A 21,091-nucleotide genomic window follows, 5' to 3' on the forward strand; every position below is an offset into this window, starting at 1 on the left:
TGATGTATATAACAATAGGAGATGGGTATGGTCACAGTACGTGAACAGCTTCCAGGACGCTTAAATGAGTTGTCTGACGAAACGACTGTAGAACATGCCGAGCAAGCACGACAAGACATTGCAAAATGGCTGAATAGAGTTCGTGATCGATTAGATGGGGCTGCACTAAAGAGACTTGAAGAAGTTGCAAATTATACCTTACAAAAAGAACTAGAAAGCACCGTTAGCCATAAATCTAATACGCTATATACAGGCATTGAGATGGCAGATATTCTGACACATCTGCATGTCGATGAAGATACGTTATCGGCATCTTTACTGTATAGAGGGGTACGTGAAGGAATTATTCCTTTAGACAGCGTAAAAGTACTTTTTGGCGAGATGGTCTATGGTCTTGTTAAAGGTACGTTGGCAATGGGGAAGCTTTCAGATCTCATTGAAAAAAATAAACGTTTAGAAGATCACTTTAATAATGATCAACGAGAACATTTGACTGGCATTTATAAAATGCTAATTTCAGTCACTGAAGATGTTCGAGTTGTTCTTATTAAATTGGCTGAACGTACTTTTGCACTACGAGAATTGGCATACTCCTCAAAAGAACGTCAAGAGCGTGTTGCACGAGAGATTTTAACGATTTATGCACCTTTAGCACATCGCTTAGGTATTGCTCAGCTTAAATGGGAGCTTGAAGATCTCGCTTTTCGCTATTTAGCACCAGATCGTTATAAAGAAATTGCATCTTTACTTAATGAAAAACGCTTAGAGCGTGAACAATATATTCAATTCGTGATTGATAAGCTTAAGAAAGAGCTTGCTGATCATGGTATTGAAGCTGAAATTAATGGTCGAGTAAAACATATTTATTCGATTTATCGGAAGATGAAGAGCAAAAATTTAAGTTTTGATCAGCTCTACGATATTCGTGCGGTCAGAGTTTTGGTTAAAGGGGTTCCAGAATGTTATCATTCATTGGGTATTGTTCATCAAATTTGGCGTCATATTCCACATCAATTTGATGATTATATTACCAATCCTAAAGCCAATGGTTATCGTTCATTACATACTGCCGTCATTGCGGAAAATAAATCTTTAGAAGTACAGATTCGTACAAAAGATATGCATGAAGAAGCAGAGCTTGGGGTTTGTTCACACTTTAATTATAAAGAAGGTTCAAAGATAACAGATCGATCTTTTAACCATCGCTTACATTCTTTAAGATCCGTACTTGAGCATTATCAGGAAAGAAATGATGCGAGTGCGCACAAAGATGAAAATATTGAAGATTTTGAGCAACTTCAAGAGTTTGAAGATTTTGAAAAAATTTATGTATTTAGCCGTGACGGAGATATTAAAGAATTACCGCGTGGTTCTACTGTCTTAGATTTTGCCTATCATGTTCATACGGAAGTTGGTAACAAATGTTATGCTTCACGTGTAAATCAGCGTTATGTTCCTTTGACATATACATTAAAAACAGGCGAACAAGTTGAGATTTTAACTAAGAAAGATCGTGAACCTAACCGTGATTGGTTAGTGAATTCTTTGGGCTATATTAAAACAGCTCGAGCACGCGATAAATTACGCCATTGGTTTAGACAGCAAGATCGAAGTAAAAACTTAGAAGTTGGTCGTGAAATTTTAAATAAAGAACTTTCTCGCTTAGCACTTCATCCAAAAAGTATCGATTTAAATGATTATTGTAATCATTTTAATGTTAAACACGGTGATGATGTATTAATTGGTTTGGTGAGTGGAGATATCAGCCTTCATTCATTAATTAATCAAGTTAATCGTCATATGCATTTAGATCAGGATGAACCTGAACTGGTGCTAAAACCAACGTTAAATCCTCGTGCAAGTCATACACTTTCTGCGCATGGGATTCTAATTGATGGTTTAGATAATGTGGAACTGCATGTTGCTCAATGTTGTCAACCCGTTCATGGTGAATCGATTGCTGGATATATCACGTTGAATCGAGGGGTAAGTATTCATAAAGTCATTTGCCCCGATTATGTGCGTATGATTTCTCAAGAGCCAGAACGTGCTGTGGAAGCAGATTGGGAAATGCAGCCAACTCGCGGTCAAAGTGTGCAAATTGTTGTTGAAGCTTATGATCGTCGTGGTTTATTGAAGGATTTAACCCAAGTCATATTTTCCGATCAAATTAATATTCGTCAAGTGAATACCATTTCAGAAGCAGATGGTATTGCGAATATGAAATTGCTCATTGAGGTAAAGGGTTTAGCACAGCTATCTAAATTACTTGCTCGATTAGAGCAACAACCAGGTATTATTAGTGCAAGAAGATTGGTACAAGGAAACTAATTTTCTTTTCAGAAAAAAACAGTGTTTGATTGCACTGTTTTTTTTATATTTGATTTTTATGGATTAATCGTTTTTAAGTTTTTGATTTAAAAATATTTTTTATAAATATAAATACTGCCGTTAGAATGAATTTAGATCATTATTTAATAACAATTCAAGTATCGTTCTACAATGTTTATGCATGTAAAACTGATAGCTTCTTTAGCTAGTATGTGAAAAGTAAAATAGCTCGCTTGAACTATTTTATTTGGTAGACTAATTTGAATTAGGGGAGGAATATTTAAAGTTAACCGATCTCCATGAGATAAGAATTTCACTATTTAAGTGATGAAAAGGAGTATTTTTAGAAAAATATTCTTGATATGATTTTTTAAAACTATGACTAATTAAGCGATATATTGGTTAAACGAATTTATTTTAAATGTACAATAAATTGTGTAATAACCAGTGTAAATAAGAGTCGGGTAAATGAAAAAGCAGAAATTAATTACAGTTCACACATGTGCTTTAACCCAAATTTTATTCAAAAATAAAACTGAATTTGCAGATATCCGTAGTTTCAATATTTATAAAAAAGATAAAATTTACCAATTACGTAATCAACTTTTAAGCGAGACGCTGAATAAAAAGATAATTGATACAGATATCATCAAAACAGCATATGGAAAACCGTACTTAGCAAATAACTCCAATTTTTCATTTAATCATTCACATAGTCAGCAAAACTATGCGCTTGGCTTTAGTCATTGTTATAACGAAATTGGGATAGATGTTGAAGACTTAACGCGAATTGTCCGTTATGAAGCATTGGCAAATCATGCATTTCATTTCAATGAATTAAGTATTTGGAAAGAATCAAATTATTCTAAAGAATATTGGTTTAAAGTCTGGACGACGAAAGAGGCCGTGCTGAAAGCAGCAGGTTTAGGTATTCGTATTAATTTAAAAGATTTTGATACACAGGCACATTTTGAAAAAAATACGGGCTATTGTTATCATCCTGTGATTGGTGGGTGGTGTTATCAGAATTTTTATTTAGAAGGTATGGTATTAACTGTATCATGGCGATTAGGAGCAATGAATGAAGATGGATATTTCCCCCAAATAGACCTTGTGATGCATTAAAAAGCCCATCATTAAGATGGGCTTTAATCATTTAAAATTAAAGGTTAATGTACTTCTTCTTCATCAAATTCAGGTTTTACTTGTACAATAAAATCTTGACGATTGAGCCCACGCCATAGGGCGAAAGCAGTACCAATATAAATTGATGAATATGTTCCAACAAATACACCAATACACATTGCAACCGAGAACCATTTTAAACCATCACCACCCAAGAACATCATTGCAAGTACCACAAGTAATAATGTCATCGAAGTGTGAATGGTACGTTGTAAGGTTTCAGTTAATGCAATATTGATAATTTCTAATGGCGTTGCTCCGCGAATTTTACGGAAGTTTTCACGAATACGGTCAGATACAACAATATTATCATTGAGTGAAAAACCAATAATTGCAAGCAGTGCAGCTAAAACAGTTAAGTCAAATGGCCATTGCATCATTGCAAATACACCAAGTGTTACAATGATATCGTGGAAAAGAGATAAAACTGCGCCCATTGCTAATTTAAATTCGAAGCGAATGGTTACATAAACCAGCATTAGAATAAGTGCTAAAGCAACAGCACCTGCTGATCGAAGATAGAGTTCATTACCAACTTGCCCACCGACCATATCCACTTTATTTACATCTACCGTATTATTCGGTAATTGCACGGCTGTGGTAATGATCTGAGTCAGGTTTTCAACTTCCATTCCTTCCTGCACTGGCATACGAACCATCAGATCTTGATTCGACCCTAGTGTTTGTACAACAGGGTCATGAAAGCCTGCTTTGGTGAGTGCCTGAATTACTTCAGCAGATTGAACTGGTTTTTTATAGTTTAATTCCGCTGAAATACCGCCAGTAAAGTCTAAACCTAAGTTGAGCCCTTTAGTCGCAATAAAGAAGATGCTGGCAATGGTGATTAAGATAGAAAGCAATGCGGCAGGCAAAGCAATCTTCATAAATGGAATGATGCGCTCTTCTTCAGGACGACCATATTTTTTTGAATCGAGTTGAGTATTTTCAGTCATCATAGATCTCCTTAAATGCTCAACTTTTTCAAGTTACGACGTTTACCATAAATGATTTGTACAATTGCACGAGTTACTGTAATTGCAGTAAACATTGAGCAAACGATACCAATCATTAACGTTACAGCAAAGCCTTTAATTGGGCCTGTACCAATAGCGAATAAGATAAATGCCACTAAGAAAGTGGTAATGTTAGAGTCGAAAATGGTGTTATAAGCACGATCATAACCTGCAACAATTGCTTGTTTAGGCGATGCTCCCCATTTCATTTCTTCTCGTATCCGCTCACAAATAAGGACGTTTGCATCGACAGCCATACCAATGGTAATAACAATACCTGCAATCCCTGGAAGGGTTAAGGATGCACCAATCCAAGACATTACGGTCAAAATCATGGCTAAGTTAAAGACGAGAGCAAAGTTAGCAATGAAGCCAAATAAACGGAAGAATACTACCATCCAAATTGCGACTAATAAGAAACCAATTTGAGTAGATAATACACCTTTATCAATGTTTTCTTGCCCTAGGCTTGGTCCAATAACGCGTTCTTCAACAAAATACATTGGTGCAGCTAAAGCACCTGCACGGAGCATAAGTGCAAGTTCAGCAGCTTCTTGTGGAGAGCTTAAACCTGTAATACGGAATTGAGAACCTAAGACCGCTTGAACAGTTGCAGCATTAATAATTAAAGATTCTGTATAAGGCGTACGAACTTCAGTTTGAACACCTGTAGTTGGATCTTGCACATAGCTAATTTTTTGTTTATTTTCAATAAACAATACCGCCATGCGTTTACCTACAGCATTTCGAGTGGCATCTGCCATGAGTTTGCCGCCAGCAGAGTCTAAAGTAATATTAACTTCAGCACCGCCAGTATCTTGGCTAAACCCACTCGAGGCATTCTGAACACGTTCACCTGTTAATATACGATTACGATTTAATAATAACTGGCGACCACTGTCCAATGATTCATAAGCAAATGCTTCAGTGCCTGGAGGAAGCGTTCCTTGGATTTGCCCTGTATATGGGTTAATTGTTTGATCATTTAAATCAGAAACTAGACGGAATTCTAAGTTTGCTGTACGTCCTAAAACACGTTTTGCTTCCGCAGTATCTTGAACCCCTGGCAATTCTACGACAATACGATTACTGCCTTGAGTTTGCACAAGTGCTTCAGCAACACCTAATTCATTAATACGGTTACGTAAAGTGGTTAAGTTCTGATTAACAGCATAGGATTCAATTTCTTGTTTACGAGCAGGTGTGTAAGCGAGGCGTAATGTTGGACCTTCTGCTGTTGCAACAGCTTGTTGGGTATACTCATTACCATTGCCACGCAAGAAATCCATCGCAGCTTCACGGTCTGAAGTATTCGCAAACTGAATATTAATCGTATTGTTATTTAAAGATAAACTATTAAATTTAATTTTATTATCACGGAATTGACGACGCAGATCTGTAGAAGATGTCTCCATACGTTGTGCAATCGCTTTATCCATATCCACTTCGAGTAAGAAGTGTACACCACCGCGTAAATCTAGACCGAGCTTCATTGGTTTGGCACCAATTTTTTGAAGCCATTCAGGGGTTGTTGGTGCAAGGTTAAGTGCAACAACATAGTTGTCACCTAAACCACGACGTAACGCTTCTTTCGCTTTTAATTGTGCTTCAGAGCTATTGAGACGTAAAAGCGCAGCATTATTGGTGAAGGTGTTGTCGTGACTTGCAATGTTATCGCTTTTTAAAATTTGCTCTGCTTTTTGTAAGATGCTTTGATCAATTTGAGTACCAGCTTTGGCACCGGAAATTTGAACAGCAGGTTCATCTGGATACAAACTTGGCAGGGCATATAAAGTACTTATCACGAGTACAACGATGATAAGTAGATATTTCCATGCTGGGTAACGCATTTATTTTCTTCTTAAAATGAAATTAGTCGTGCGTAATGCACGACTATTTTTGATTAAAGACTATTGAGAGTGCCTTCGGGAAGAACTGAAACAACGCTTGCACGTTGTACTTTCACTTCTACACCACGACTTAACTCAACAACTGCAAAATCACCTTCAAGTTTTGTGATTTTCCCCATTAAACCACCAGCAAATACAACTTCGCTGCCTACACCAAGACTTTCAATCAATGAGCGGTGTTCTTTTGCACGTTTTGATTGAGGACGCCAAATTAAAAAATAAAAAATTGCAACGAATACTGCAATCATCAAGACGTTAGCCATGAGGCCAGGTTGTGATGCTGATTCACCAGCAGCATGAGCAGTAGCAATAAAAAGGCTCATTCGATCTTCCTAAATTAAAAATGAATTAACTCTATATGAGATGTAAATTGACTGACTAGCAATTTACATGGTCTTTAAGCTCAGCGCAAATGCTGAACGACTATTCTTGTGGACACGGAGGAACTTCTAAACCACGACGGGTATAAAAATCCTCTACAAATGCATCAAAAGTTCCATGATCTAATGCATCACGAATATCTTGTGTAAAACGTTGATAATAACGAAGGTTATGTATAGTACCTAACATAGAGCCGAGCATTTCTCCACATTTTTCTAAGTGAAATAAATAAGCACGGGTAAAGTTTTTACAAGTATAACAATCGCAATGTGGATCTAATGGACTTTGATCATGGCGATATTTGCTGTTTCGTATGCGCACAAGACCATCAGTCACAAAGTAATGACCATTACGCGCGTTTCGAGATGGCATGACGCAGTCAAACATATCTACACCACGTCGAATACCTTCCACAATATCTTCAGGCTTACCTACGCCCATTAAGTAGCGCGGTTTATCTGTAGGCATTTTGTGAGGAAGATAGTCGAGAACCTTGATCATTTCCTCTTTAGGTTCCCCAACCGATAAACCACCAATGGCATAACCATCGAAACCGATTTCCAATAAACCATTTAATGATTCATCACGTAAATCTTCATACATTCCGCCTTGAATAATACCAAACAAAGCATTGGTGTTTTTTAATTCTTCATGATGATGTTGTTTACAGCGTTTTGCCCAACGCAGAGAAAGCTGTAATGATTTTTGAGCTTCTTCATGTGTCGCAGGATATGGTGTACATTCATCAAAAATCATGACAATGTCAGAGTTCAAAACTTTTTGAATTTCCATTGAAATTTCAGGAGATAAAAATACTTTTGAACCATCAATTGGTGAACGAAATGTGACACCTTCTTCTTTAATTTTACGCATTGCCCCTAAACTAAAAACTTGGAAGCCACCTGAATCTGTTAAAATGGGTTTATTCCATTTCATAAACTCATGTAGACCACCGTGTTCTTTAATGACTTCTAAGCCAGGACGTAAATACAGGTGAAACGTATTGCCTAAAATAATTTGTGCTTTAATTTCTTCAATATCTCTTGGAAGCATGCCTTTTACGGTGCCATAGGTTCCAACAGGCATAAATACAGGTGTTTCAACGACACCGTGTTCAAGGGTTAAGCGGCCACGTCGAGCTCGACCCGACTGAGCTAATTTTTCAAACTTCATAAAAAATCCGAAATCAAGGCGAAAAAACAGTTCGCTGATTGTTAATGCTAAAAGAGCGTTATTTTCCTAGATTATGCCGTTAAACACCAGTATTAAACGTATTGAATTTGGTAAATATTTAGAAAGAAAAATTGTTTTATTTTTAAACTATTAAGATGTATTAAGGAAAAGAACACTATTTAAAAAATAAGATAGTGTTCTAAATTGGCTTATTGTGACGTAGCTTGATCAATGAGCATCGCATCACCATAACTAAAGAAGCGATATTTTTCTGCAACAGCGTGATGATAGGCATCTAAAATATGGTTTTGTGTTGATAATGCAGAAACAAGCATTAATAATGTAGATTCTGGTAAGTGAAAATTGGTAATTAAACGATCAACTACTTTAAACTTATAGCCAGGATAGATAAAAATCTGTGTATCTCCTGTCCATGCACCGAGTTCACTTTGATGGGCCTGTGCAGCACTCTCAACTGCACGAGTTGCAGTAGTGCCTACAGCAATGACTTTATTTCCACGAGCTTTGGTTTGTTGAATGAGTTCAACGGAATGCTCAGGAACATCACACCATTCGCTGTGCATTATATGATTTTTAATGTCATCTGTACGAACAGGAAGGAATGTGCCAGCACCAACATGTAAGGTGACAAACGTTTTTTGAATTCCTTTTTCTTCTAATTTTTGCAATAAAGCATCATCAAAGTGAAGGCTGGCTGTTGGTGCTGCAACACTGGCTAATTTACTTGGGTCATTAAATACAGTTTGATAGCGCTCAGTATCGATATCTTCTGCTTCACGATTAAAATAAGGTGGAATAGGTAATTTCCCGTACTGATCGAGAACATCTAAAATGGGTTGTGAAAACTCCACAATAAATAAATTTTCATGGCGTCCTTGAACAGTGACTTTAACTTCATCTTGACCAATGAAGAGTTCTGCACCAGCTTTTGGTGAATTGCTGGCCTTAATATGACAATGTGCAATAAATTTGTCTTGCAGGCGTTCCACTAAAACTTCAACGGCGCCGCCCGTCGCTCTTTTTCCTTTTAAACGGGCTTTCATCACTTTGGTATCGTTGAGGACAAGCAGATCTCCAGGAGAGAGTAAATCTACAATTTGGCTAAAATGATAGTCATGATACTGCCCTTGGGCATCTACGTATAAAAGTTTAGAAGCACTACGGGTTTCAAGTGGATAACGGGCGATAAGCTCATCGGGAAGATCAAAATTAAAATCGGAAAGCTGCATGATTAAACAATTAAATGATAAAGATTTAAAATTCTAGCTAGTATATGCTTTTTTGAAAGGATGCGTTATTTTTGTTTTTTTCTAGAAAAAATAAATGAATGATTTAAAAATAGTCAAATATGAAAAACGCATATTGACAAGAATTTTAAACAGTTTATTATACGCCACAACACCTTCCCGAGGTGGTGAAATTGGTAGACGCGGCGGACTCAAAATCCGCTGTCAGAGATGACGTGTCGGTTCGAGTCCGACCCTCGGGACCAAAATATTGAATAGAATATTCTTAGAAAACCCTGAAGCTTTATATAAGACTTCAGGGTTTTTTATTTTATATATTTAGTTTCAAGGAATAAAAAAATTACGCAATTAAACGTAATTTAATTATGTCGCATACTGATTATAAAAATAATGAAATGGTTCTGAAGTTAATCAACTTTTTAAATGAGATGTATTTAAAATAAATTAAGATAATTTTATTAGAATACCTGTATCAATAAAAAAATATGTTCAAATTTTTATTTTAAGATGACATAAATAATATCTATTTTTTAAATATCATTATAATTAAAATAGTAGTTTCACTTTTAGGATGAATATTTTAGTGAAAATTAAAATAATATAACAAATATATCAAATTTTTTTATAATAACTTTTTATTGAAATTGTAAAATTATTCTTAATAAACAGTAGTGTAATAATAGTAAATAGTGTGATTTATATTGTCTATATTTTTTTTTTTAATTATTATTTCGTTAGTTGAGTTTAATTTTTTAAAACTAGTGTTAAGAAAAATTAAATAGATTTTTTATTATTGGCTATAAAATATTTAGAATAGTGTATCTTTTTGTTAAAAATTGAGATAAATATAGAATGAGAACTGCCGATATGTACTGAAATAAAATAACGAGGGAGTTATGAAGTTAGAACTACTGACCATCGGCCCAGAAACAGAAAAATTGAGAGCTTGTCAGCTTTCATTATTATTGGGTGTATATACGCAGAATAATCAAATTGCTCATTTTTTAAAAATGGCATGTAATCTTTTAAAAATTGATAAAGGCATTTTTGTATTTGAAGAAGAGCCTTATGGTTGGCATTTTTCACAAAATGTTTGTAGTGCTTTTGCTAGAAAAACATATCAACGATTTCAAAGTCATTTTTCTGATCAATTTTATATTGATATTGATCATCCTAATTATAATGCAACCTCAAATATTTTAAACGCAATGGGGATTAAACATAATCGTTATGTTGCGATCAGCCTTATTTATCAAAATAAAACGATAGGGTATGTGGTATTTTTTGATGAACAAAATATCGATTACCAGCGAAATTATCTTTGTATTGTGCATGAGTTGATTCAGAATTTATTATCAATCTTAAACTTACGTATAGAAAATGCAGAATTAAAAGAAGCATACGAACAAGAGTCTGCACTTAATTTTAGCAAAACCAAGTTTTTTCAAGTTATTGCACACGATTTAAGAGCGCCATTTCATGGCTTATTGGGATTTTCTGAAGTTCTGGCTAGAGAGCGAAATTTACTGACTGAAGAAAACATTGATGAAATTAGCCATTATTTATTTGATACGGCACAGTCTACTTATAATTTATTAGAAAGCTTATTAAATTGGGCAATGGCAGAAGGTGGACGGTTTATTTGTCATCCAATTAATTTTGATATTTTTCAGTCGGGACAGATTGTAACTGAAGTCTTGGGTGGTTTAGCAATCAATAAAAATATTAAGCTCATTAATCAAATTAAGGTCAATACAAAAGTATATGCAGACATTAATATGATTACATCTGTGATTCAAAACTTAGTGTCTAATGCACTGAAATTTACCCCGACAGATGGTTCTGGTGTGGTAACACTTCAAGCGGAACAAACAGAAGATCAAGTTTATTTTTATTTACACGATACGGGAATGGGAATTTCCGAAGCGCAAATTTCAGCTTTATTTGAGCCAAATTTAACTGTAAGTATTCGAGGTACTCGCGGTGAAAAAGGTGCTGGATTAGGTTTAGTTTTATGTAAACGTTTTATTGACCTAAATAAAGGGACAATTTCAGTGACCTCAGAAGAAGGGAAAGGAACGACATTTAAAGTCAGCTTGCCTAAAGAAAAAGTAGTGACAAAGTTAAAATGAAATTTTGAGATTTAATTTTTTCCAAAAAATAACATGAGCTGTTATAACTATATTGATAATGGAAATATGATGCTTTAGGCTTAGAAATGAATTTAGATCAGTTGCATAAAACATTAGTTGCTAGTCAGTATGCAGAACAGATATTAGAAAAACATAAATCTCTATTAGAAGAAGATTATGCAAAAGACCAATTTTCAAATACATTAAATAAAAAATCACTAAGTAACATTATTGAGTATGAACTGTGCAATATTCAAAATGAAGCAGAGTGGATGCAAATCATCCGAATTTTAAGAGCACGTTTGATGTTTCGGTGGATTTGGCAAGATGCTAATCAATTGACCAATGTCATTCAATTAACACAAGAATTATCAGATTTTGCAGATTTAGCAGTGATTGCTGCTAAGAACTTTGCTTTAACACCGTTAATTACAAAGTACGGTGAACCACTGAGTTATGCTGGAAAAGCTCAAGATTTAATTGTGATTGCAATGGGAAAGCATGGTGCTCAAGAATTAAACTTATCAAGTGATATTGATTTAATTTTTGCATTTGATGAGCAAGGAGAAACCAACGGTAGAAAGTGTATTGATGTACAACAGTTTTGTATTCTTTGGGGGCAAAAACTGATTTACTTGCTTGATCATATCACATCTGATGGTTTCGTATTTCGAGTTGATATGCGCTTGCGTCCTTGGGGAGATGGATCAGCGCTTGCGATTAGCCATGTTGCATTAGAAAAATATTTAAGTCAGCATGGTCGTGAATGGGAACGTTATGCATGGATTAAAGCACGTGCTGTTACAGGTGGAAAAGAAGGGCAAGAATTATTACACATGACTCGACCTTTTGTGTTTCGAAAATATGTGGATTACACCGCTTTTGAAGCAATGCGTGAAATGAAAACCATGATTGAACGAGAGGTTCTACGTCGCAATATTGAAGATGATATCAAATTGGGTTCGGGTGGAATTCGTGAAGTTGAATTTATTGTTCAAGTATTTCAATTGATTTATGGTGGAGCAAAATTAGAATTACAAGATCGTAAGTGTTTAGTCAGTCTACATCATTTAGGTGAGGCTGAGTTATTAGATCAAGCGGCAGTCATTGAATTAGAAGATGCATATTTATTCTTAAGACGTGTTGAACATGCAATCCAAGCATTGAATGATCAGCAAACACAGTCTTTACCTACAGAACCAGATTTGCGACAACGCATGGTCGATACGTTAGGATATGGTTCGTGGGATGAGTTTTTAAGTGTATTAAATGAAAAACGTAAGAAAGTAACCTATCAGTTTGAACACTTAATTAAAGAAAAAGATATTGATCCTTTGGTCGACAGTTTTACCCAATTGGAAAAAAAATTGGATGAAGTTTTAGATGATAATGCCAAGAATCTTATTCATGAATTTTGGCATGGACATGCTTTAAAAAAATTACCAGCAAAAGCTGTACAACGATTAAAAATGTTTTGGCCACATTTAATTGAAGCAATTTTACAATCAAATAAACCACAAATTGCCTTAATGCGTTTGATGCCTTTAGTTGAATCAGTCATGCGTCGTACGGTTTATTTAGTGATGTTAATTGAAAGTAAAGGTGCATTGCAGCGTCTGGTCAAAATGGCAACGGTTAGTCCGTGGATTTGTGAAGAACTAACACATTATCCTGTTTTATTAGATGAATTTTTATCTATGGATTTTGAGCTACCTAAACGTCAAGATCTTGAGGACTCTTTACGACAACAATTGCTACGTATTGAAATTGATCAAGTTGAAGATCAATTGCGCGTACTTCGCTTATTCAAAAAATCTAATGTGTTGACAGTGGCTGCCAGTGATGTGTTGGCGGAAAGTTCGTTAATGAAAGTATCGGATGCATTGACTGATATTGCTGAAGTATCTGTGCAGGCAACGTTGAATTTAGCGTATCAAATTACAGCAAAAAAACATGGTTATCCATTAGATATGGAGGGACAACAATGTTCTCTTGATCATTTAGCATTTGCTGTGATTGGATATGGAAAAGTCGGTGGGATAGAGCTTGGGTATGGTTCAGATTTAGATTTAGTATTTATTCATTATATGGATGAACAAGCAGATACCAATGGTCAAAAACAAATTAGTGGCTTTGAGTTTGCGATGCGTGTGGCACAAAAATTCATCTCATTAATGACGACACAAACTTTAGATGGTCGTGTATATGAAGTTGATACACGGTTACGGCCATCAGGTGAAGCGGGTTTATTGGTAACCAGTCTAAAAGCCTTTGAACAATATCAATTAAAAAGTGCATGGATGTGGGAGCATCAAGCATTGGTACGTGCTAGAACTATTGCTGGGCAAAAAAGTTTGTGTGAAAAATTTGAAGCTCTTCGATGTAAAATTTTAACGATGCCACGCCAAGAAGCTTTAGTGAAAGAAGAAGTATTAAAAATGCGTCAAAAAATGAAAGACCATCTCGGTTCGTCGAAAGAACAGAAAAAAGAAGGAATATTTCATTTAAAACAGGATGCAGGTGGTATCGTTGATATCGAATTTATGGCACAGTATATGGTATTGGCATGGAGTGGGTCGAATTCAGATCTCGCCCATTACTCCGACAACGTAAGAATCCTTGAGGATGCCGCAAAAGCGAATTGCTTATCCAGCAGCGATGCGACAGCATTGATTCAAGCTTATCTTACAGAACGCGCCGAGAGCCACCGTTTAGCCCTTGCAAATCAATCCATGCAAGTGAGTGCTTCGGACTGGCATGATACCCGAGTGGTCGTTTGTAAGTTGTGGCAAAGATTAATAGATCCAAATGCAGAATTTGCTTTGGATAAAAATGACTGTGTATAAAAATTTGGAGTGTGCGCCATGAATTTGGCTGATCGTGATGGTTTTATTTGGCAAGATGGGCAATTAGTTGATTGGCGTGAGGCAAAAACTCACGTATTAACACATACTTTACACTATAGTATGGGTGTGTTTGAGGGCGTCCGTGCTTACGAAACTCCGAATGGAACTGCGATTTTTCGTTTAAAAGAACATACAAAACGTTTATTAAATTCTGCAAAAATTTATCAAATGAAAGTTCCATTTGATCAAGCCGTATTAGAACAAGCACAAATTGATGTTGTTCGTGAAAATAAATTAGCATCTTGTTATTTACGTCCAATTATTTTTATTGGTTCAGAAAAGCTTGGTATTGCTGCAACAGATAATACGATTCATGCTGTGGTTGCAGCATGGAGTTGGGGTGCTTACCTTGGCGAAGAAGCAATGGCAAAGGGTATTCGCGTTAAAACTTCATCATTTACACACCATCACCCGAACGTGACCATGTGTAAAGCAAAAGCATCAGGTAACTATACCTTATCTATCCTTGCACATCAGGAAGTTGCACATTCAGGTTATGATGAAGCAATGTTATTGGATCCACAAGGTTATGTATGCCAAGGTTCAGGTGAAAACGTATTCTTAGTACGTGACGGTGTGATTCATACTCCAGATGTTGCTGGTGGCGCGCTGGATGGAATTACACGTCAAACCGTTATTACGATTGCAAAAGACTTAGGATATGAAGTTATTGAGCGCCGTATTACCCGTGATGAGTTTTATATTGCAGATGAAGCATTCTTTACGGGTACTGCTGCTGAAGTTACGCCAATTCGTGAGTATGATGATCGTCAAATTGGTGAAGGTTGTCGTGGTCCAATTACGACACAAATTCAAAAAGCATATTTTGATGCCGTACAAGGCAAAGATCCTAAATATGCACATTGGTTAACTTATGTAAAATAAGTGATTTGAGAATAAAAAAGCATTGCCAAGAGCAATGCTTTTTTATTGTAAGTTTTAGAATGATTCTTCAATATTTTTAATCAAGTGTTTTGATCTCATAGCTTTTGTACTCTTTACCTACCCATTGCATATGGTGGGGGTCATCATTGCGTTTATAACCATTACGTTCTAATTCATCCGCAATAATTCGCCAAGTTTCAAAACTAACATGTTTGTCTTCGCCTTCTAAATTGATGACTTTTTCTTGAATGAAATAGGTTAAATAACCATGTAATGATTTATCTTGAACAGAAATTTGAGTATAAATTTCTTTAAATATTTCAGATGTTGCTTTATGGTCTTTGTGATCGCCAGGGTTGCGATCATAACTTTCATCCATAATATAAAAAGCTGCACTTTGAGCACCTATATTTTCATATTCAATCAGCTCTAATAAAGAAGTTTGGATGTCTTGCTTACGATAGGCTTGATGATGTGCTAAGTCATAAATTTCTTGGCTATTCTGATGGATTAAGTCATTTAGAGAAGTTGTTTTGTCAGCATCTGTTAAACGAAAATTATAAAGGATAATTGAAGCTCCTAAAGTAATTTTGGTCATTTTTCGATGGTTTACCGTGATTTCACTTTCATGAGCGAGATTGCGATTCTTATTCCAATAAGAAATTGCTAAAGTATGTGCCTGTTCACGTGCTTTCCACCAAGTAATTTCACGAAATATTTTTTTTCTATTTTTCCGATTTGCATCTCCTGCAGAAAGGACTATAAATATTTTTTTATTTTCAGGCTGTTCTAAAATTTGATGACGTGCTTCACGTCCCATAAAAAGCTCAATATCATCTGGATGTGCGACAATAAAAAAAGAATTATGAGGGCTTTTTAATGATTGAGGTTCAGGGGATTGCTGATTATTTGTTTTTGATGGTGAAGATATTCGATAGCCTAAAGTGAAAATATAACGAAATAAGCAAAGTAAAAAATTTTTCATTGAAAGATCCAAATAAGGCATAAGCCATGAAAATCGCATGTTGAAATTATGCCTGATCTTAAAGAAAAATAAACATGAGATTTGATAAGGAGTCAATGAAGTAATTATTTCCCTGTAAGTCATGTGGGTTTATTGGGTAGAGCATGACGAAGACTAGGTTATTGTGTATTATAGAATAATAAAACAAAGGGTCGAAGCGTTATGAGCCATGAAAGTATTCAGCCAGATTCAGTTGATACTGAATCGCAAAATATTGTCCTATGTATGAAATGGGGGACGAAATACGGTGCTGAGTATGTGAATCGACTCTATAATATGGTGAAACGTCATACAACCGTAGCATTTAAAATGGTGTGTTTGACCGATCGTACTGAAGGAATTAATCCTGAAGTGCAATGTTTTCCAATTCCGCCCTTAGCATTACCTGAAGGAAGTCCAGAGCGTGGTTGGAATAAACTTTCTACTTTTGAGCCAGATTTATACGGCCTAAAAGGAAATGCATTATTTTTAGATCTAGATGTTGTTATTGTAGATAATATCGATGGATTCTTTACCCATCCCGGTGAATTTTTAGTTATTCATGATTGGAAGCGACCTTGGCGTATTACTGGAAATAGTTCAGTTTATCGGTTTAAGCTAGGTGCTTTTCCAGGACTTATGCCATATTTTCGTGAACATTTTGATGAGATACGTGAAAAGTTTCGTAATGAACAAGCGTATTTGTCTTGGTATGTCGATCAAGAGAAAAAATTACAATATTGGCCTGATAGTTGGTGTAAAAGTTATAAATATCATTGTTTACAAAAAATTCCTTTGGCATTTATAAAACCACCAGTAAAGCCTAAAGATGTCAAAATTATTATTTTCCATGGCGAAATTAATCCACCTGATGCAATTCATGGTGGTGGTGGTAAGTGGTATCGTTATGTATTACCTTCAGATTGGATTAAAGATGCTTGGCAATAAGGCTAGAGAAAATCAACAATGAATTATTCTAAGCAAGCAATAGATATTGTCATCACTTGGGTTGATGGTGGTGATGTAGAGTTACAAAAAAAACGTCAAGCTTACTTAACAGAAGTCATTGCCTCTGATGCATCTAGTACGACACGTTTTGCAAGTAATAATGAAATATATTTTGCAATTGCATCGGTACTTAAATATATGCCCGATGCTGGTACAATTTATATTGTGACAGATCAGCAACAGCCAGAATTTTTAGCACGATTTGCTGAAGAAAAAATTTGTACTGAAGATAAAATTCAAGTTATTGATCATCAAATTTTATTTAAAAATTATGAGCACTATTTACCTACATTTAATTCCTTAACGATTGAAGCCATGTTATGGAATATTCCTAAGTTATCTTCTGAATTTATATATTTAAATGACGATGTATTTTTTAATGCACCTGTAAACCCAACAGGTTGCTTTGAAAATGATCAGGTTGTTGTATATGGACATTGGAAGAAAACGGCATTGATTAAAGCCAAATACAAATTTCGTAAGTGGCTAAATCGTCTTAATAATAAAAAATTACAGCCACGATTTAGCATTGCACAAATGTTAAGTGCTGAAATGCTTGGACTTAATCAATATTATGCGTTGGATCATCGTCCACATTTTGTAAAAACTGATTTGTTACAAACATATTTTCAGAAAAATGCGAATATTTTAGATGCGCAATTAGCGCATAAGTTTAGACATATCGACCAGTTTTTACCGACAGCACTGGCAAATCATTTAGCCATTCAGCAAAACAAAGCCATATTAAAATCAGATATTCCAATTGCCTATGTTAAACCAAATGATGATGTAGACGCCTTTATTCAGAAATTACAAGACAGTTCGATTCAATATGGCTGTATTCAAAGTTTAGATATGATGAGTGAAGCTCAACAAAATAATATTCATCAAGCGATGACAAATAAATTTAAGAATTATCTACCGCAAGTCATTCAAAATGGAGCAATAAAATGAAAGTTGAAGCATATCTGATTAATCTTGATGGAAGTCATGAGCGATTAGAAACTGCAAGCAAGCAATTGGCTGTGCAAGGCTTTTCATTTGAGCGTTTTCCTGCATTTGATGGCCGTGGTAAAGCTTTATCAGAATTTAAAGAATATAATGACGAAAAGTCTGTTGAGGTAATGGGGCGTAGTTTAATTAGTTCTGAACTTGGTTGTTATAAAAGTCATTTAGGGTGTCTTGAAAAATTTTTAGCGACTCAGGCAGATTATTTAATTGTGCTAGAAGATGATATACAAATTATTGATGATCAATTTAAAGTTACCATTGATGCCATGTTAAATTGGTTGTATGAGCATCCTGAAATTGACTGGTATGCAATGAATTTAGGGGCTAAAAAAAATAAACTTTCCAAAACTGTATTTAGTTTTGCGGGGAGAGATTTAGTTAAAGCTTATTATTATCCAATTCGATTCATTGGGACGATTTGGACAAAAAAAGGCGCACAAGAATTTTTAAATCATGCTGCACATGAAATGTATATGCCTATCGATAATCTAGCACAAACATGGCTTTCAAAAAATGGGAAAGGTTTATCTGTTTGGCTTCCATTGGTTAAGCCAAATGGTTCAGATAGTGATATTGATGGTGCCGATGCAACACATAGTATTCGTCGGAATGATAAATCAGGTCGACAATTGAGTTATGGATTAAAAAAGCAAACGCGTATGTGGCGTGATCGAATGTATGCATTTACAAACTTAGTTCGCGGTAAATAGACTTTTATATCTTTTATATTGAGATGATACATAATGAAAATTTTTAAAAAAATATATTATTCACTTCAATATCATTATATGTTTGCAACTCAAAAAAGAGATAAAAATATTGAAGCGGATAATCGAGCAGGGTTAATTAGTTTTCGACCACGCGAGATTTCACATATCGAATTACCTAAAAATATATGGCTTTATTGGGATGGTGAAATCCCTGAACTTGTTTCACGTTGTATTCAAGTCATTAAAGATAAAAATCCTGCTTTTAAAGTCACGGTTTTAAATGCTGAAAATTTAGAACAATTCTGTGATACCCAATATTGTAATATTCAAGGAATTGCTTTACAGCATAAAACAGATTTAGTTCGATTGAATTTACTTTATAAATTTGGGGGAATTTGGTTAGATGCCAGTACAATACTTAACCGAGATTTAAATTGGATTGAGGCATTAATGCATGAATATCAGGCTGAGCTATTCTCCTATTATAGAAAAAATAATACAACTGTTTTGGAATATCCAGTCATTGAAAATTGGCTATTAGCATCTGTAAAAGGAAATATTTTTATAAAACAATGGTTAGATGAATTATTAAAAGCAAATCAAATGGGTGCAAAAAATTATATTCAAGACCTTAAAAACAATGAAAAAAATGCACAAGAATTATTTCAACACATTGGAAATATTGAGTATTTATTTGCTTATGTCGCTTGTCAAAAAGTCATGAGAGAAGATCAACCTAATTTGGTTGTATTAGACTGTGATGAAAATGCATTAATGTATCAGGTTAAAGATCGTTGGGTGAAAGAGAAGATACTCATTGATTTAGCGGTAAATTTTAGACCTGTGTCAGAACCTTATCTTATTAAGCTTGCAAGAAAAGAACGTAATTATTTGTATAAATACTACAATCAACGGAAGTATTTACAAGGTTCTTTTTTAGATTTTTAAAGTGCGAATAAACATTTATTCTATTGCTTCTTTTTTATAAATATTATTCATTAATAATAGATTATATCAATTTTGAAAGTAACTTTTTAATATTGAATGCTAATAGATAAATGTTGAGATTTTCTATATATAAATGAATATCATAGATAAGATTAATATGTTTTTGTAGTACATGTTTATTTTTTTGTATAATTTTTATTAATTTATTGGGGGAGTAATTATTAAGTCCATATAGCATAAAACTACATTAATCTTAAAGGTTCGATTAATAATATTGAATTGAAGTCATTTGTTTTGATTGAGAGGTAATAGTTTATAACAAAACTCTATGTTATTATTATAAAAATGCTTGGTAAGTAGTAGTGGTATAAACGTTACATGAATAACTATGTTATTAGCTTGAGTTCTGAAGTTACTAGACGTGAGCATATAAAAAGTGAATTTAATCAAAAAAATGTTTCTTTTACATTTTTTGATGCTATTACTCCTCCAGATAATACTGAATGTGCGAATAAGCTAGGCATTAACATAAGTAATTCTGCTTTAACTGCAGGTGAAATTTCCTGCTTCTTAAGTCATATTATGTTATGGAAACATGCTTTAGATAATAATTTGGATTATATTGCAATTTTTGAAGATGATATCTATTTAGGTCAAAATTCAGATTTATTTTTAAATCATCCAGATTGGATACCTAAGGACTGTGATATTATTAAGTTAGAAGCATTTTATCCAACAATTGAAGTTGAAAAAAGAAAAGCAAGAGAAACATTAGACAATAGAATAATATACCCTTTAGTTTCTAAACATATTGGTGGAGCAGGATATATTTTATCACAGCGAATTCTTAAAAAACTTTTTGAAGATATCAGAACAAGAGATAATTTTGAACCACTTGACCATTATCTTTTTGAAGAATTAATTGTAAATAAAGAAATTGAAGTTGTACAAATATTGCCAGCTATTTGTATTCAAGATTCTATATTAAATGGCTCACATGATAAATTTTCGAGCTCTTTAGAAGATGAAAGAAGAATAAGATTTAATACAACGACTCAAAAAATTACATTTATTCAGAAAATGAAAAGAGAAATATTTCGTATATTGAATCAAATTAAAAAAGTTATTAGGAATATATATTATAAGAAAAATGTGACATTTAGATAATATAAGATTATTTGAAATAATGTATGAGGTTTATGCTGATGAAAATAAAGTTTCTTGATT

At 34.4% G+C, this 21,091-nt stretch carries 16 protein-coding genes and 1 tRNA gene; 11 read left to right on the forward strand and 6 right to left on the reverse strand.

Features of this window, described 5'->3' with window-relative positions:
* Positions 1-27 precede the first annotated feature (27 nt).
* Positions 28-2,331 (forward strand): RelA/SpoT family protein, encoded by a 2,304-nt coding sequence (locus tag B9T31_RS14015; protein WP_086182567.1) that lies wholly within the window; start codon positions 28-30, stop codon positions 2,329-2,331.
* Positions 2,332-2,799: 468 nt separating this feature from the next.
* A complete protein-coding gene (locus B9T31_RS14020) occupies positions 2,800-3,456 on the forward strand; it encodes a 4'-phosphopantetheinyl transferase family protein (protein ID WP_086182568.1) in 657 nt (218 codons plus the stop codon).
* Positions 3,457-3,500: 44 nt separating this feature from the next.
* Here B9T31_RS14020 and secF read toward each other — a convergent pair whose 3' ends face one another.
* The 5 genes from secF to queA all read right to left on the reverse strand — a co-directional run bounded on the left by secF (position 3,501) and on the right by queA (position 9,243).
* Positions 3,501-4,472: a protein translocase subunit SecF gene (gene secF, locus B9T31_RS14025; RefSeq protein ID WP_171264766.1), complete on the reverse strand. Its 972-nt coding sequence runs from the start codon at positions 4,470-4,472 to the stop codon at positions 3,501-3,503.
* 8 nt (positions 4,473-4,480) lie between these two features.
* Complete coding sequence (secD, locus tag B9T31_RS14030; protein WP_086182570.1) at positions 4,481-6,379, reverse strand: protein translocase subunit SecD; 1,899 nt, start codon at positions 6,377-6,379, stop codon at positions 4,481-4,483.
* Positions 6,380-6,432: 53 nt separating this feature from the next.
* Positions 6,433-6,762 carry a preprotein translocase subunit YajC gene (yajC, locus tag B9T31_RS14035; protein ID WP_086182571.1) on the reverse strand — a complete coding sequence of 110 codons (330 nt, stop codon included), beginning with the start codon at positions 6,760-6,762 and terminating at the stop codon, positions 6,433-6,435.
* A gap of 100 nt (positions 6,763-6,862) precedes the next feature.
* Positions 6,863-7,993, reverse strand: coding sequence for a tRNA guanosine(34) transglycosylase Tgt (gene tgt / locus B9T31_RS14040; RefSeq protein ID WP_086182572.1), 1,131 nt, complete (start codon positions 7,991-7,993; stop codon positions 6,863-6,865).
* A 209-nt stretch (positions 7,994-8,202) separates the two neighbouring features.
* Positions 8,203-9,243 (reverse strand): tRNA preQ1(34) S-adenosylmethionine ribosyltransferase-isomerase QueA, encoded by a 1,041-nt coding sequence (gene queA, locus B9T31_RS14045; protein ID WP_086182573.1) that lies wholly within the window; start codon positions 9,241-9,243, stop codon positions 8,203-8,205.
* Positions 9,244-9,419: 176 nt separating this feature from the next.
* On the opposite strand from queA, the gene B9T31_RS14050 reads away from it, so the two are divergent.
* The 4 genes from B9T31_RS14050 to B9T31_RS14065 all read left to right on the forward strand — a co-directional run bounded on the left by B9T31_RS14050 (position 9,420) and on the right by B9T31_RS14065 (position 15,184).
* Positions 9,420-9,506, forward strand: a tRNA-Leu gene (locus tag B9T31_RS14050).
* A 651-nt stretch (positions 9,507-10,157) separates the two neighbouring features.
* Positions 10,158-11,393 carry a sensor histidine kinase gene (locus B9T31_RS14055; RefSeq protein WP_086182574.1) on the forward strand — a complete coding sequence of 412 codons (1,236 nt, stop codon included), beginning with the start codon at positions 10,158-10,160 and terminating at the stop codon, positions 11,391-11,393.
* An 86-nt stretch (positions 11,394-11,479) separates the two neighbouring features.
* Positions 11,480-14,239: a bifunctional [glutamate--ammonia ligase]-adenylyl-L-tyrosine phosphorylase/[glutamate--ammonia-ligase] adenylyltransferase gene (gene glnE / locus B9T31_RS14060; RefSeq protein ID WP_086182575.1), complete on the forward strand. Its 2,760-nt coding sequence runs from the start codon at positions 11,480-11,482 to the stop codon at positions 14,237-14,239.
* 18 nt (positions 14,240-14,257) lie between these two features.
* Entirely contained in the window at positions 14,258-15,184 is a 927-nt protein-coding gene (locus tag B9T31_RS14065) for a branched-chain amino acid transaminase (RefSeq protein ID WP_086182576.1), read from the forward strand.
* Positions 15,185-15,260: 76 nt separating this feature from the next.
* On the opposite strand, the gene B9T31_RS14070 is transcribed toward B9T31_RS14065, so the two are convergent.
* The gene (locus B9T31_RS14070; RefSeq protein ID WP_171264767.1) at positions 15,261-16,169 is read right to left on the reverse strand and encodes a PIG-L family deacetylase; all 909 of its coding nucleotides are present in this window, start codon (positions 16,167-16,169) and stop codon (positions 15,261-15,263) included.
* Between the two features lie 201 nt (positions 16,170-16,370).
* Here B9T31_RS14070 and B9T31_RS14075 point away from each other — a divergent pair, with 201 nt between their 5' ends.
* The 5 genes from B9T31_RS14075 to B9T31_RS14095 all read left to right on the forward strand — a co-directional run bounded on the left by B9T31_RS14075 (position 16,371) and on the right by B9T31_RS14095 (position 21,031).
* A complete protein-coding gene (locus B9T31_RS14075) occupies positions 16,371-17,135 on the forward strand; it encodes a glycosyltransferase (protein WP_086182578.1) in 765 nt (254 codons plus the stop codon).
* Between the two features lie 18 nt (positions 17,136-17,153).
* Entirely contained in the window at positions 17,154-18,149 is a 996-nt protein-coding gene (locus B9T31_RS14080) for a Stealth CR1 domain-containing protein (protein ID WP_086182579.1), read from the forward strand.
* Positions 18,146-18,916, forward strand: a complete 771-nt coding sequence (locus tag B9T31_RS14085; protein ID WP_086182580.1) for a glycosyltransferase family 25 protein — start codon at positions 18,146-18,148, stop codon at positions 18,914-18,916. The genes B9T31_RS14080 and B9T31_RS14085 overlap by 4 nt, the downstream gene beginning before the upstream one ends.
* A 33-nt stretch (positions 18,917-18,949) precedes the next feature.
* Positions 18,950-19,864: a glycosyltransferase family 32 protein gene (locus tag B9T31_RS14090; RefSeq protein WP_086182581.1), complete on the forward strand. Its 915-nt coding sequence runs from the start codon at positions 18,950-18,952 to the stop codon at positions 19,862-19,864.
* Positions 19,865-20,242: 378 nt separating this feature from the next.
* On the forward strand, positions 20,243-21,031 hold the full coding sequence (locus B9T31_RS14095; RefSeq protein WP_086182582.1) for a glycosyltransferase family 25 protein: 789 nt from the start codon (positions 20,243-20,245) through the stop codon (positions 21,029-21,031).
* Positions 21,032-21,091: the final 60 nt, after the last annotated feature.

This window comes from Acinetobacter sp. ANC 4558, from assembly GCF_002135375.1.
Classification (GTDB): domain Bacteria; phylum Pseudomonadota; class Gammaproteobacteria; order Pseudomonadales; family Moraxellaceae; genus Acinetobacter.

What these genes read in the sequence shown, in the direction of transcription:
- B9T31_RS14015 (WP_086182567.1), top strand. Translation starts at nt 28, where the DNA reads ATGGTCACAGTACGTGAACAGCTTCCAGGACGCTTAAATGAGTTGTCT.
- B9T31_RS14020 (WP_086182568.1), top strand. Translation starts at nt 2,800, where the DNA reads ATGAAAAAGCAGAAATTAATTACAGTTCACACATGTGCTTTAACCCAA.
- secF (WP_171264766.1), bottom strand. Translation starts at nt 4,472, where the DNA reads ATGATGACTGAAAATACTCAACTCGATTCAAAAAAATATGGTCGTCCT.
- secD (WP_086182570.1), bottom strand. Translation starts at nt 6,379, where the DNA reads ATGCGTTACCCAGCATGGAAATATCTACTTATCATCGTTGTACTCGTG.
- yajC (WP_086182571.1), bottom strand. Translation starts at nt 6,762, where the DNA reads ATGAGCCTTTTTATTGCTACTGCTCATGCTGCTGGTGAATCAGCATCA.
- tgt (WP_086182572.1), bottom strand. Translation starts at nt 7,993, where the DNA reads ATGAAGTTTGAAAAATTAGCTCAGTCGGGTCGAGCTCGACGTGGCCGC.
- queA (WP_086182573.1), bottom strand. Translation starts at nt 9,243, where the DNA reads ATGCAGCTTTCCGATTTTAATTTTGATCTTCCCGATGAGCTTATCGCC.
- B9T31_RS14055 (WP_086182574.1), top strand. Translation starts at nt 10,158, where the DNA reads ATGAAGTTAGAACTACTGACCATCGGCCCAGAAACAGAAAAATTGAGA.
- glnE (WP_086182575.1), top strand. Translation starts at nt 11,480, where the DNA reads ATGAATTTAGATCAGTTGCATAAAACATTAGTTGCTAGTCAGTATGCA.
- B9T31_RS14065 (WP_086182576.1), top strand. Translation starts at nt 14,258, where the DNA reads ATGAATTTGGCTGATCGTGATGGTTTTATTTGGCAAGATGGGCAATTA.
- B9T31_RS14070 (WP_171264767.1), bottom strand. Translation starts at nt 16,169, where the DNA reads ATGAAAAATTTTTTACTTTGCTTATTTCGTTATATTTTCACTTTAGGC.
- B9T31_RS14075 (WP_086182578.1), top strand. Translation starts at nt 16,371, where the DNA reads ATGAGCCATGAAAGTATTCAGCCAGATTCAGTTGATACTGAATCGCAA.
- B9T31_RS14080 (WP_086182579.1), top strand. Translation starts at nt 17,154, where the DNA reads ATGAATTATTCTAAGCAAGCAATAGATATTGTCATCACTTGGGTTGAT.
- B9T31_RS14085 (WP_086182580.1), top strand. Translation starts at nt 18,146, where the DNA reads ATGAAAGTTGAAGCATATCTGATTAATCTTGATGGAAGTCATGAGCGA.
- B9T31_RS14090 (WP_086182581.1), top strand. Translation starts at nt 18,950, where the DNA reads ATGAAAATTTTTAAAAAAATATATTATTCACTTCAATATCATTATATG.
- B9T31_RS14095 (WP_086182582.1), top strand. Translation starts at nt 20,243, where the DNA reads ATGAATAACTATGTTATTAGCTTGAGTTCTGAAGTTACTAGACGTGAG.